Annotated in this window: 9 protein-coding genes and 2 pseudogenes; 2 read left to right on the top strand and 9 right to left on the bottom strand. The window is 77.0% G+C overall.

Annotated features, from left to right (window positions below; genetic code table 11):
• Nucleotides 1–311, top strand: a pseudogene (locus tag ABT023_RS08055) (transglutaminase domain-containing protein); the annotation flags it as partial.
• A 156-nt stretch (nt 312–467) separates the two neighbouring features.
• Here the strand turns inward: ABT023_RS08055 and ABT023_RS08050 are convergent.
• The 9 genes from ABT023_RS08050 to ABT023_RS08010 form a co-directional block, all read right to left on the bottom strand.
• Nucleotides 468–863, bottom strand: a complete 396-nt coding sequence (locus ABT023_RS08050) for an SCO2097 family morphological protein (RefSeq protein WP_350882919.1) — start codon at nt 861–863, stop codon at nt 468–470.
• Between the two features lie 115 nt (nt 864–978).
• The gene (locus ABT023_RS08045; RefSeq protein WP_350882917.1) at nt 979–2,238 is read right to left on the bottom strand and encodes a DNA polymerase IV; all 1,260 of its coding nucleotides are present in this window, start codon (nt 2,236–2,238) and stop codon (nt 979–981) included.
• Between the two features lie 49 nt (nt 2,239–2,287).
• Nucleotides 2,288–3,550, bottom strand: coding sequence for an alkaline phosphatase family protein (locus ABT023_RS08040; protein ID WP_350882915.1), 1,263 nt, complete (start codon nt 3,548–3,550; stop codon nt 2,288–2,290).
• Nucleotides 3,547–4,314 carry a methyltransferase domain-containing protein gene (locus ABT023_RS08035; RefSeq protein WP_350882913.1) on the bottom strand — a complete coding sequence of 256 codons (768 nt, stop codon included), beginning with the start codon at nt 4,312–4,314 and terminating at the stop codon, nt 3,547–3,549. Before ABT023_RS08035 ends, ABT023_RS08040 begins: the two co-directional genes overlap by 4 nt.
• Nucleotides 4,315–4,392: 78 nt before the next feature.
• On the bottom strand, nt 4,393–4,572 hold the full coding sequence (locus tag ABT023_RS08030) for a hypothetical protein (protein ID WP_350882911.1): 180 nt from the start codon (nt 4,570–4,572) through the stop codon (nt 4,393–4,395).
• Between the two features lie 87 nt (nt 4,573–4,659).
• Nucleotides 4,660–8,040: an error-prone DNA polymerase gene (locus ABT023_RS08025; protein ID WP_350882910.1), complete on the bottom strand. Its 3,381-nt coding sequence runs from the start codon at nt 8,038–8,040 to the stop codon at nt 4,660–4,662.
• 27 nt (nt 8,041–8,067) lie between these two features.
• Nucleotides 8,068–9,726 carry a DNA polymerase Y family protein gene (locus ABT023_RS08020; RefSeq protein ID WP_350882908.1) on the bottom strand — a complete coding sequence of 553 codons (1,659 nt, stop codon included), beginning with the start codon at nt 9,724–9,726 and terminating at the stop codon, nt 8,068–8,070.
• Nucleotides 9,723–10,541 (bottom strand): DnaE2-dependent mutagenesis accessory factor ImuA', encoded by an 819-nt coding sequence (gene imuA', locus ABT023_RS08015; protein WP_350882906.1) that lies wholly within the window; start codon nt 10,539–10,541, stop codon nt 9,723–9,725. Before imuA' ends, ABT023_RS08020 begins: the two co-directional genes overlap by 4 nt.
• A 100-nt stretch (nt 10,542–10,641) precedes the next feature.
• Nucleotides 10,642–11,091 (bottom strand): SAV_6107 family HEPN domain-containing protein, encoded by a 450-nt coding sequence (locus ABT023_RS08010; protein WP_350882904.1) that lies wholly within the window; start codon nt 11,089–11,091, stop codon nt 10,642–10,644.
• A 573-nt stretch (nt 11,092–11,664) separates the two neighbouring features.
• On the opposite strand from ABT023_RS08010, the pseudogene ABT023_RS08005 reads away from it, so the two are divergent.
• Nucleotides 11,665–12,510: pseudogene (locus tag ABT023_RS08005) on the top strand (EamA family transporter); the annotation flags it as partial.
• Nucleotides 12,511–12,678: the final 168 nt, after the last annotated feature.

The following is a 12,678-nucleotide window of genomic DNA, read 5'->3' as shown; positions in this document are numbered from 1 at the left end:
CCGAGCCCCCCTCCGCCGCCGCGGCGGCGCGGCTGCTCGGGCGCGCCGAGGAGCGGGCCCGCTACGCCCGGGACCCGCTCGCCGGTGAGGAGCTGACCCCGGCCCTGCGCAGCGTCCGCGGCGTGCTCGCCGCCCGGGCCGACCGGCGGACCAGGCTGCTGGCCGCCGCCCTGCCCCCGTCGGTGCTGCTGCCCTGGCGGACTGCGGTGAGCGACACGTCCTCGCGGATGGTGGCCACCGCCGGCGACGCCCGGTACCGGCTGTTGCGCTGGAGCCCCCGCCGCCTGCTGGCCTCCCGCACCGGCCGCTGACCCCGCCGGGGCACGAGGCGGGGCGGGGACACGAGGCGGGGCGGGGCCCGGGTTGTGTGCCGGGCGCGGGCGTGAAACGGCGGCCCGTCGTCGGACGGGCCGAAGTCGGCGCGGCCCCGCCGGGCGGCGGGACCAGGGATCAGTGGAGGGGCCGGGTCAGCGGTGCCCCTCCGGGCGCTGCCGCCACCGGTCCTCCATCCGGTCCAGGAACGACGACCGCCGGCCTGACCGCCCACGCGGACGGCGCCGACTGGTCGTCCCGCCGACCACGTGCAGGTCGGGGGACTGCGCCTTACGGTGCGACTGCACCGCGTACGCCGCCGAACCCAGCATGACGACGAAACCCGCCACCGCGAGCGGTGGAGTCTTGATCACCGCACCGTAGACCAGCAGGGCCAGCCCAACGATGATCGCGCCGGCAGCGACGAGCAGGCGACGCCGCGCATGGAAGCGCGGATCGCTGGCACGCACGGCCGAGGCGAATTTGGGGTCCTCGGCAAGCGACCGCTCGATCTGCTCGAACAGCCGCTGCTCGTGCTCCGAGAGCGGCACGGCACTCCTCCCCGGTCACGTGGGTCGGCCCGGGCGGGCCGATAGACCGTGGCAGCCGACCGGCTGCTTACCGCCAAGTCTACGAGGGGGGTCGCGCGTCGGAAAGCGGGACGACCTATGGGCGGGGCGGATTTTCATTTCGCTCCCGGTCGCGACGACGAAGCAGACTCGCCGGACCTATGACGGACCGCCCGAAACGGGCAGCCGCTGCGTCCGCCGCCGCCTCCGCCTCCCGCCAGCCGCGCTCGGGGGCGCCGAGGGTGAGCTGCTGCGGGGTCTGCTCCGCCGGCGCGAGGCCCTCCAGCCGTACCCCGACGAGGCGGATCCGCTCGCCGGGGGCGAGAACGGTGTAGAGCGCCCATGCGGTGTCGAAGATCTCACGGGCCGTGTCGGTGGGGACGCCGAGGGTGCGGGAGCGGTTGACCGTGCGGAAGTCTGCCATCCGCACCTTGATCGACACCGTCCGGCCGACCTGGCCGGCCCGGCGCAGCCGGACGCCGACCTTCTCGGCGAGGGCCAGCAGCGCCCGGCGGATCTCCAGCGGGTCGCCGACGTCGACGTCGAAGGTCACCTCGGCGCCGATCGACTTCTCCACCTGCTCCGGGGTGACCCGGCGTGGGTCCCGCCCCCAGGCCAGCTCGTGCAGGTGGCCGGCGGCGGCCGCACCGACCGCCTTGCGGAGCATGCCGAAGGGCGCCTCGGCCAGGTCACCGACGGTGTTCAGCCCCAGCCGGCGCAGCGTCTCGGTGGACCGCTCCCCCACCCCCCAGAGCGCGGAGACGGGCAGCGGGTGCAGGAATTCGAGCACCCGGTCTGCGGGCACCACCAGCAGCCCGTCGGGCTTGGCCCGGGTGGAGCCGAGCTTGGCCACGAACTTGCTCGGCGCGACCCCCACCGAGCAGGTCAGCTCCTGCTCCCGCTCGACCCGGGCACGGATGCGCCGGGCGATCTCGGCCGGCGCACCGAAGAGCCGGCGGGCGCCGGCCACGTCGAGGAACGCCTCGTCGAGCGAGAGCGGCTCGACCAGCGGGGTGACGTCCCGGAAGACCTGCATGACCGCCCGGGAGGCCGCCGTGTACTGCGCGAAGTCGGGCGACAGGTAGACCGCGTGCGGGCAGAGCGCCCGGGCCCGCCCGGTGGGCATGGCGCTGCGGACGCCGTACCGTCGGGCCTCGTAGCTGGCGGAGCTGACCACGCCGCGCGGCCCGACCCCGCCGACCACGACGGGCCGGCCGCGCAGCTCGGGGCGGCGGCGCACCTCGACAGAGGCGAAGAAGGCGTCCATGTCGACGTGCAGGATCGGGCAGCCGGAGTCGTCGCCGTCGGGCCCGAAGCGCGGGTCGCCCCCGCGCGGCAACGACTGACTGCGGCCCATCCCCGCAGGCTAGCCCCCGGGTACGACACCCCGGGGACCGCACGGCGGCTCAGCCGCGGACCACCAGCAGCGGGATGGTCATCTCGGCGGCCGTGTCCGCCCCGTGGTACGCCACCAGGCGCGACTCGATCGGTTTCTCCGACCGGGTGGCCACCACCGCGGACGTGCCCCGGCAGACCACCACCACGTCGCCGACCCGGCGCAGGTGCTCCTCCGGCACCGGGCCGAACCAGCCGGTGGCCACCGCCTCGCCCCGGTGCAGCACCCGGGCCGCGTCGCCGAGCACCGCCGACCAGGCAGCCACCACGTCGTCGGCCGCGCCGGGCTCGACGTGCAGGTAACGGACCCGGGGTTCGCCGGCCAGCACCCGCACCCCGGCCCGCAGCCCGGGGTCGGCGTCGAAGTCGACCCGGTCCGCCGCCGGCACGTCGAGCTGGCCGTGATCAGCGGTGACCAGCAGCGCGGCGTCCTGCGGAAGGCCGTCGACCAGCCGGGCGAGCAGCCCGTCCACCACAGCGGCGGCGACCCGCCACGGCGCGGAGTCGACCCCGCTGAGATGGCCGTGCCGGTCCAGGTCGGGGTGGTATCCGGAGACCAGGGTCGGCCCGGTCCCGGCGGCCAGCGCGGTGAGCATCGCGGTGGCCAGCGCGTCGGCATCGGCGGCGCCCCGGTAGTCGCCGCCCCGGTTGGCGGCCAGGGTGAGGCCGCTGCCGGCGTACTCGGGGCGGCTCACCACGGTCACCGCGACCCCGGCGGCGCGGGCCCGTTCGAACTGGGTGGCGACGGGCTGCCAGCGCAGCGGCTCCGGGTCGCCGGTCCACTCGATGTGGCTGAGCACCCGATCGGTGCCGGGCACCCGGACCTTGAAGCCGAGCACCCCGTGCGCGCCGGGGGCCACGCCGGTGCCCAGGGTCACCAGGCTGGTCGGGGTGGTCGACGGGAAACCGGAGGTGAGCGGGCGGCCCACGGTCGCGGCCAGCCCGGCCAGGGTCGGGGCGTACGGGGCGGCGGTGGGGATCTGGTACCAGCCGAGCCCGTCGACCAGCAGCACGGCGACCCGCCGCACCCCGGCCAGCCGGGGGGCCAGCCCGAGCAGGTCCACGGCCCCCGGCACCCCGAGCACCGCCAACGCGCTGGGCAGCACGTCGGCCAGGCTTCCGCCGCCGTACCGGGGCGCGACCGGCTCCAGCGGCGGCGCGACCGGGAACCCCGGCCCCGGCGCCGGGCGGTCCGGCGCGACCGGGAACTCCGGCCCGCCCGACGGCGCCGGGCGGGCCGGAACGCCGGGCGGGGGCGGCACGGGCCCGGTCATACCGGCCGGCGCGCGAACAGATGCAGCTGGGCGGCGAGGTCCCGGTACGGCGGTCGGGCGGCCAGGGCCCGCTCCAGCTCGACCAGGGCGGCCGGTTGGCCGTCCGCGACGGCGGCGGGGAGCAGGTCGGCCAGGACGCGTACCCCGTGGATCTCCTCGACCGCGAGGCCCCCGTCGGTGAGCAGCGCCGCGGCGCGGTCGGCGTCGTAGCGCCGGCGCAGGGTGTCCCGGGGGCCGGCGGCGCCGGCCGGGTCGGCGGCCACGGTGGCAGCCAGGTCGAGGTGGCCGTTCATCGCCCGGCCGAACACCGCTGCGGCCTGCCCGGCGACCAGGACGCTGGCCGCGCCGCCCGGGCGCAGCGCGGCGACCAGCGCGGCCACCACCGGCGCGGGGTCGTCGACCACCTCCAGCACGGAGTGGCAGAGCACCAGGTCGACGCTCGCCGGCGCGACCAGCCCGGCGAGCGCGTCGCCGTCGCCCTGCACGGCGCGTACCCGGTCGGCGACGCCGGCCTCGGCGGCCCGGCGGGTCAGCGCGGCGAGGGCGTCGGGGCTGGCGTCGACCACGGTGACCCGGTGCCCGGCCTGGGCCAGCGGCACGGCGAACCCGCCGGTGCCGCCACCGACGTCGAGGACGGTGAGCCGGTCATCGGCGCGGCGGTCCAGTTCGGCCCGGAGCACGGACCAGATGACGGCGGTACGGGGGGTCAACGGCGGGCCGGTGAGCCGGCCACGGGTCTGCTCCACACGGTCGAGCCTAGTCACCCGGTCCAGCCGCCCGGTGCATCCGGTGGCCGGGGAACGGCGACCGGATGCGCCGGGCGGGCCCCGGACCAGGTGGTGTCAGGACTCGCCGCCGCCGGCCGGGTCGTCCTCGGCACGGGACCGGCGGGCGTTGGCCACCGGGCCCTCGGTCACCGAGTACTCGCGAATCTCGGTGGTGTGCGCCGCGACCCAACCGGCATCGAGCCGGGTGCGTCGGGCGTTCGCCACCGCACCGGTGTACGTGTCGTTACCCGCCACTCGTCCTACCCCCTCGTGGAACCCGGGCCACTCTGCCCGCGCGATCACAAGTCTCCCTCGCGATCGCCCGCCACACTGTAACGTCGATCACCGGAAGTCGCGGGAGGCCGGGGCGACCGGCGGCTCGATCGGGTCGAGCCGGTCGGCGGTGAGGCTGATCACCCCCTCGTGCCGCTGCAACCGGCCGCGCACCACCAGTGCGGCGCTGGTCCGCGCCACCCGCCGGTGGCGCTGCCACAGCCCCGGCGAGCAGGTGACGTTGAGCATGCCGGTCTCGTCCTCCAGATTGAGGAAGGTGACGCCGCCGGCGGTGGCCGGCCGCTGCCGGTGGGTGACGATCCCGCCGACCCGGATCCGCCGGCCCGGCTCCACCCGGCCGAGCCGGGCGATCGGCACCGCGCCGAGGGCGTCGAGGCGGTCCCGGATGAACCGGGCCGGGTGGCTCTCCGGCGACAGCCCGGTCGCCCAGACATCGGCGACGAGGCGGTCCACCGCCTCCATCCCCGGCAGGGTCGGGGCGGTCGCGCCGGTCACCGTGCCCGGCAGCCGGCCCGGCCGGTCCTGGGCCGCCGCCCCGGCGGCCCAGAGCGCCTGCCGCCGGGTCAGCCCGAAGCAGGCGAAGGCGTCCGCGGTGGCCAGCGCCTCCAGCTGCGCGGCGGTGAGACCCACGCGCCGGGCCAGGTCCGGCATGTCCCGGTACGGCCCGTGCGCCGCCCGCTCGTCCTCGATCCGCTCGGCCACACCGTCGCCGAGGGTACGCACGCCGCCCAGCCCGAGCCGGACGGCCGGCCCACCGAGGCCCCAGGAGTGCGGGGGCTCCCCGGGGGCGCTCCCCCACCGGGTGACCGGGGTGGATTCGAGGACGGCCTTCGCGCCGCTGGCGTTGACGTCCGGCCGGCGAACCTCCACCCCGTGCCGGCGGGCGTCGTCGACCAGGGTCTGCGGCGAGTAGAAGCCCATCGGCTGGGCGTTGAGCAGGGCGGCCAGGAACGGGCCCGGGTGGTAACGCTTGAGCCAGGAGCTGGCGTACACCAGGTAGGCGAAGCTCATCGCGTGGCTCTCCGGGAAGCCGTAGCTGGCGAACGCGGTGAGCTTGCGGTAGACGTCGTCGGCCAGCTCCCCGGCGATGCCCCGCTCGGCCATCCCGGCGTAGAGCCGGTCGGCGATCTGCGCCATCCGCTCCACCGAGCGCTTGGCCCCCATCGCCCGGCGGAGCTGGTCGGCCCCGGCCGCGTCGAAGCCGGCCAGGTCGATGGCGAGCTGCATGAGCTGCTCCTGGAACAGCGGCACGCCGAGGGTCTTCTCCAGCGCGTTGCGCATCAGCGGATGCGCGAAGGTCACCGGCTCCTGGCCGTTCCTGCGCCGGATGTACGGATGCACCGAGCCGCCCTGGATCGGGCCGGGACGGATCAGCGCCACCTCCACCACCAGGTCGTAGAACTCGCGGGGCTTGAGCCGGGGCAGGGTGGCCATCTGGGCACGGCTCTCCACCTGGAACACCCCGACCGAGTCGGCCCGGCAGAGCATGTCGTACACCTCGGGGTCGTCCAGCGTCATGTCGCCCAGGTCGAGGGTCTCGCCGATCATGTCGTAGCCGTAGTGCAGGGCGGAGAGCATGCCGAGGCCGAGCAGGTCGAACTTGACCAGGCCGACGGCGGCGCAGTCGTCCTTGTCCCACTGCAGCACGCTGCGCCCGGGCATCCGGCCCCACTCCACCGGGCAGACCTCGATCACCGGCCGGTCGCAGATGACCATCCCACCCGAGTGGATGCCCAGGTGCCGGGGGAACGTCTGCAACTCGTCGGCGTACGCGACGACCTGCTCGGGGATGCCCTCCACATCCACCGACGCGACGGAGCCCCAGCGGTCGATCTGCCTGCTCCAGGCGTCCTGCTGGCCGGGCGAGAAGCCGAACGCCTTCGCCACGTCCCGCACCGCCGACCGGGGCCGGTACGAGATGACGTTGGCGACCTGGGCGGTGTGCTCCCGGCCGTACCGGGCGTAGACGTGCTGGATCACCTCCTCCCGGCGGTCGGACTCGATGTCCACGTCGATGTCGGGCGGGCCGTCGCGCTCCGGGGCGAGGAAGCGCTCGAAGAGCAGCCGGTGCCGGACGGCGTCCACGTTGGTGATCCGCAGCGCGTAGCAGACCGCCGAGTTCGCCGCAGACCCCCGGCCCTGGCAGTAGATGTCCTGCTGGCGGCAGAACGCGACGATGTCGTACACCACCAGGAAGTAGCCGGGGAAGCCCAGCTCGTCGATCATCCGCAGCTCGTGGTCGAGCTGCCGGTACGCCGCCGGGTGCGCCCCGGGTGGCCCGTACCGCTCCCGGGCGCCGTCCATGGTGAGCCGGCGCAGCCAGGTCATCTCGGTGTGCCCCGGCGGCACCGGGTACGCCGGCAGCCGCGGCGCCACGAGCTGGAGGTCGAACGCCAGCTCCGCGCCGAACTCGGCGGCCCGGGCCACCGCACCCGGGTACGCGGCGAACCGGGCCGCCATCTCCTCCCCGCTGCGCAGGTGCGCGGTGGACGCGGCGGGCAGCCAGCCGTCGATCTCGTCCAGGCTGCGCCGGGCCCGCACCGCGGCCAGGGTAGTGGCCAGCCGGCGCCGGCCCGGCGTGGCGTAGTGCACGTTGTTCGTGGCCACCGTGGGCAGCCCCGCCGCGGCGGCCAGCTCGGCGAGGGCGTCGTTGCGGTCGGCGTCGACCGGATGGCCGTGGTCGGTCAGCTCCACCGCCACCGTGTCCGCGCCGAACAGCGCGGTCAGCCGGTCCAGTTCCCGGGCCGCCGCGTCGACGCCCTCGGTGAGCAGCGCCGCCGGCACGTGCCCCTTGCGGCAGCCGGTGAGCACCAGCACGTGGTCGCGCAGCTCAGCGGCGACCTCCTCCAACTCGCCGTAGTCCGGGCGGCCCTTCTCCCCGCCGCGTAGCTGGGCGCGGGCGATGGTACGGGCCAGCCGCGCGTACCCCTCGGGGCCGTGGGCGAGGGCGAGCAGGTGGGTGCCGCGCGGGTCGGGCCCACCGTTGCCACCCCGGGCCCCCGGCTGCGGCCCGGCCAGGCCCAGCGACAGCTCCGCACCGATCACCGTGGGCAGCCCCAACGTACGGGCCGACTCGGCGAAGCGGACCACGCCGTAGAAGCCGTCGTGATCGGTGACGGCGAGCGCGGTGAGCCCGAGCCGGGCCGCCTCCTCAGCCAGTTCCCCGGGGTGGCTGGCCCCGTCCAGGAAGCTGAAGTTGCTGTGCGCGTGCAACTCGGCGTAGGGCACCGCGCCGCCGGGCCGGGACAGCTCCGGCGGCCGGTACGGCTCCCGCCGGCGCTCCCGGGCCGGCGCGTCGCCCCCGTCGGCGTCGACGGCGAGTGGATCCACCACGTGCAGGTGCCGCCCACCCGCCACCGCGCCGCCGGACCGCCCGGAGAGCACCCGCTCCAACTCCGCCCACTGCATCCGCGGATTGTGGAAACTCACCACGCCCCCGGTTCGGCGGCCCGTCGGTCAGTCATAGATGGCCTCCACCAGCCACTGGCCGGCCTCGACCGCGAGGAGGAGGGCGTTACCGTCGGCCAGGCAGACCTGGAACCTGGCCCGGCGGCGGGCCTCGGCCGGCGCCCACCAGCGCTCGTCCACCGGCCACGGGCCGGCCCAGCCGACGATGTCCACCGGACGGGCCGTGCCGACCACCAGTCGGGCGGGGGCGGCGCTCACCTGGAGCCGGGCGCTGACCCCGACCGGGGCGCCGACGGCGTCGTACACCGTCGCGGCCAGCGGCGCGGGGAGCACCACGGCCGGCGCGGGCGGCGGAAGGCGCCCCGGCCATGGAGGAACGCCGGACCCGACGGCAGCCCCGGACCCGACGGCAGCGCCGGACCCCGCCGGTTCCACCGGCGCCGGCCGGGCATCCTGGCCCGGCCAGGTGGGCTCGCCCGGGCGGGCGGGCAGCCGCTCGTCGCCCCAGGGCACCAGCCGCACCTGGTCGGCCGGGGACCGCCCGCCGCCGAGCACCGCGGTGACCACCGCCTCGGGGCCGAGGATGCCCTGCACCCGGCTCAGCGCCCGGTGCGCCCGTTCCCGCTCCTCGCCCACCTCCCCCCACAACCCGGGTTGCAGGCCGGCCTGGGCGAGCACCCCGTCGGGCACCAGCCGCAGCCGGATGATCCCGGCCGTCGGCCGGGCCGGGCGGGCGCCGGGCCGCCCGGTGCTGCCGGAGAGCCAACCGTCGAGCTGCCAGCGCACCCGGTCGGCGATGGCCGCGGCGGTGAGCAGGCCGTCGTGCCGCCAGACCCGGTGCAGCTCCTGGCCGTGCGCGGTGACCCCCTCGATGCCGAGCCGGGTGCAGGCCAGCCCGTGCGCGGCCAGCCGGTCGTGCAACCGCTCGGCCAGCGCACGGGCGGCGAAGGCCGCCGCGTCCACCCGGTCGATCGGCTCGTCGTGGTCGGCGGTGACCGCCAGGTCGGCCGGGGGCTGGCGGACGGCCAACGGCCGGTGGTCCCGGCCGGCGGCGAGCCGGTGGGCCAGCGCACCGTCGAACCCGAACCGGGCCAGCACGTCCCCCGCCGGCAGCGCGGCGAAGTCCCCGAGGGTACGGACACCGAGCCGACGCAGCAGGTCGGCCAGGGCCGGCCGGCCGAGCGCCTCCACCGGCAGGCCCGCTAGGAACCCGGGCGTGCCGCCGGCGGGCACCACCTGCCCGACGCGGGCGGCGAGGCCGGCCGCGAACACCCCGTCGGCGATCCCCACCTGGCTCTCCACCGCGCAGGTCTGCGCGACGTGCTCGACGAGCCGCTCGGCGGCCGGCTCCTCGCCGCCGAGATAGCGGCTCGGACCCCGCGCGGCCAGCGCGCAGGCGCCCGGGCGGACCACCTCGACCCCGGCGGCGACCTCCTCGACCGCAGCGACCACCGGCTCGAACGCCCGGGCGTCCCGGCCCGGGTCGTGGTCGACGACGGTCAGCTGCGGGCAGCGTCCCTGCGCCTCCCGCTTGCGCAGCCCTCGACGGACGCCCTCGGCGCGGGCCCGCTCGGAGCAGGCGACCACCCGGTTGGCGTGCAGCACGGCGACCGGCCCGATGGCCGGCACCCCGTCGACGATCTCGGCGGCCAGCACCGGCCAGTCCGGGCACCAGAGCAGCAGCGTGCGCGTCGGCACCCCGGTCACGCGGGACCGACCACGGCAAGCCCGCCCCGGTCGGGCGGGACGTCGAAGGCGGGCGGGACGTCGAAGACGGGCGGGAACGCCGGGGGCACCGGGCGGAGCCGGCCGGCGGCCGACCGGCCGGTGACAGAGGCGGCCGGGACGACTGCCGGGCGGGGGATGACCCGGGTGAGCCCGTCGCCGGGGAGCCAGACCTTGATCTCCTTGGGCCGGGCGGCCGCGCCCCGCCCCCGGGCGGAGACGGTGACCTCGCGCCGACGCAGCCGGCCCCGGCCCTGTCCCAGCCCCTCCCAGACACCCCGGACCACCTGCAACGTGATGTCCGCGCCGTCCCAGCGGCCGTACGGGACGAGCACGCTGCCCCGCTGCCGGGCCCGGGCGGCCAGCCGGTTGGCGACCGAGGCGGAGACGGTGTCCGGCACGGCGGCCACCACCACGTCGACCCCGTCGATCAGCGCGGCGACGACGGTGGGCCACTCCGGCCCCGGCTGCGGCACCAGGGCGAGCCGGTCCAGGGCGAGCCCGGCCTCGGCAGCCGCGCCCGCGCCGAAGGTCGGCACCCCCACCACGGCGCACCACGAACCGGCTCGGGACGCCTCGGCGAGCAGCGCCAGCAGCAGCGACGTGCCGCCGCTGTGCCGGGGCTGGCCGGTGGCGACCGCGATCGTGCTGCCCCGGCGCAGCCCTCGGTTGGGCAGCAGGCCGGTCAGCTCGGGGGGCACCGGGAGCACCCGCTGCCCGCCGGTCGGGTCCGGCGCGCTCGCCGGGCGCACCAGGCTCGCGAGCGCGGCGGAACCGATCACCGTTCGGCCCGCCATCGGACCTACCCCCCGTCGTGCTCGTCGTGCGGAATCGGCGCCCTGCGCGGGCTGGGCGGAGGCCGCCCCTCCGGGGACCAGCGCCCGTCGGGCGGTTCGTTCAGGCGGCCAGGCCGTCGAGCGCCGGCTGGTGGGCCAGCCCGAGGGCGGTCTCCACCACCGTCACGAACTGCTCAGCCGCGCGGAGCAGGTCGTCTGCCTGCCGGGCGGTGACCACCCGGGGGATGCCGGCCTCGGCCGCGGCGCGCTTGCTGGCACCGGCGGCGAAGAACGCCGCCCACTCGTCGAGCTCGGGGGCGACGGTGGCGAGCAGGACCCAGACGCTGGTGATCCGGTTGCGCCGGGCCGGGGCGGGACGGGCCCGGGCTGCGAGCAGGGCTGCGGCGGCGCGGAGCGCGGCCAGGTGGGCCGCCGCGTAGCGCAGCCCGTCGGGGCCGGTCCGGGCGGCTTCGGTCAGCCCGTGGCGGGCCACCGCGAGAAGCTGGGCCGGGGTGCGGTGCGGCAGCACGTGTGCCGGCACCGTCGGTGGCTGGGCCGGGTTGGTCGGCATGGGCTGTCTCCTCCACGTGACCGGGGCGGGGCGCGGGCGGCCGGGGCCGCCGGCGCACGGGCCGTCGAGTGGTGCGGAGGAAGACGCACCGTTGGGGGCCGGCCGGGTGTGGACGCTTCCCCACACCGCACCCGGCCGGCGTACCGGCGGGTTCGTCGCCCGCCGCCCGGGGGTCGTGGGCGGCGGGCGACGCTCCTGCCTGACGGGCCCGGACTCGCGACTGCCCGGGACCCAAGGTGCGGCCCGCGGAGCCGCACCGCCCGGGGCCGGTGCCGCGAAACACCGCCCGGGCCGTTGGAACGAATGTTCGAGACAATCGAACACTCGTTCTAACTGCTGCTGACAGTACACCCCGCGCCCGACGAAAACGCAACGTGCGGCGGACGGCGCGGCGCAGCGACGACGGCCGGTCGGCCCCGCACGCCGGACCGGCTTCCCGCACCCGACGGGGCCCTACCGACCGGTGCCCGCGCGGGGCGCGGACGGGTAACGAGCGCCACACCCCTACGCCCCTGACGACCGCGGCGCTAGCCTCTGCTCGTGACGACCCCCCGCCCCGCCCTCGGCGTCGCCATGGTGCTCGGCTCGGGAGCCCTGTTCGCCGTCAACGGCACGGTCTCCAAGCTGGTGCTCCGGGCCGGCCTGGACGCTCAGCAGCTCACCCTGCTGCGCGCGCTCGGCGCCGTCGCGGGCCTGCTCCTGCTGAGCCTGGTGCTGCGCCCGGGCGTACGCCGGCTCCGGGCCACCCCCCGGCAGATCCCGCTGCTGGTCGCGTACGGCCTGACCGGCTTCTTCCTGGTCCCGATGCTCTACTTCGTCGCCATCTCCCGGCTGCCGGTCGGCCTCGGCCTGCTGTTCGAGTACTCCGCCCCGCTGCTGGTCGCCCTCTGGGCCCGATTCGGCCAGCGACACCGGGTCCGCCCCCGGCTCTGGGCCGGACTGGCGCTGAGCCTCGCCGGGCTGGGCTGCGTGGCCGAGGTGTGGGGCGAGCTGAAGCTGGACGGGCTCGGCATCCTCGCCGGCCTCGGCGCGGCGGTCTTCCTGGCCGTCTACTACGTGCTCGGCGCGCGCGGGGTGCAGGGGCGGGACACCCTGTCGCTGTGCACCTGGGCGTTCGGCGCGTCCGCCGTGGCCGGGCTGCTCACCCGGGCGGTCACCGCCGACACCGGCGGCTGGGGGCCGCTGACCGCCAGCGCGACGGGCGTCCCGGTCGCCCTGCTCTGCGGGTACGTGGTGGTGCTCGGCTCGATCGTGCCGTACCTGCTGGTGGCGGGCGCGATGCGGCACCTGCCGGCGACCAGCGTCGGGATCGTCGGCATGGTGGAGCCGGTACTCGCCGCGGCGGTCGCCTGGATGGTCATCGGCGACGGCGAGACGCTCAACACCGCACAACTCGGCGGTGGGGCGCTGGTGCTGCTCGGGGTGGCGCTGGCCGAGACGGCCCGGGTGGCCACGCCCCGGGCGACCGCGCCGCCCGCGCCCGACACCGTCACGCCCGGCCCGGCACCGCCCGCCCGGCCACTCAAGGGGCCGGGGAACGAGCGGGCCGGACGAGGCTCGGGCCGCCCCTGGGAGCTGGGCGGGAGC

The sequence above is a fragment of the Micromonospora sp. NPDC002296 genome, from assembly GCF_040296145.1.
Taxonomy (GTDB): domain Bacteria; phylum Actinomycetota; class Actinomycetes; order Mycobacteriales; family Micromonosporaceae; genus Micromonospora.
Note: the sequence above shows the minus strand (reverse complement) of the source record. Positions and strands in the feature narration are given on the sequence as shown.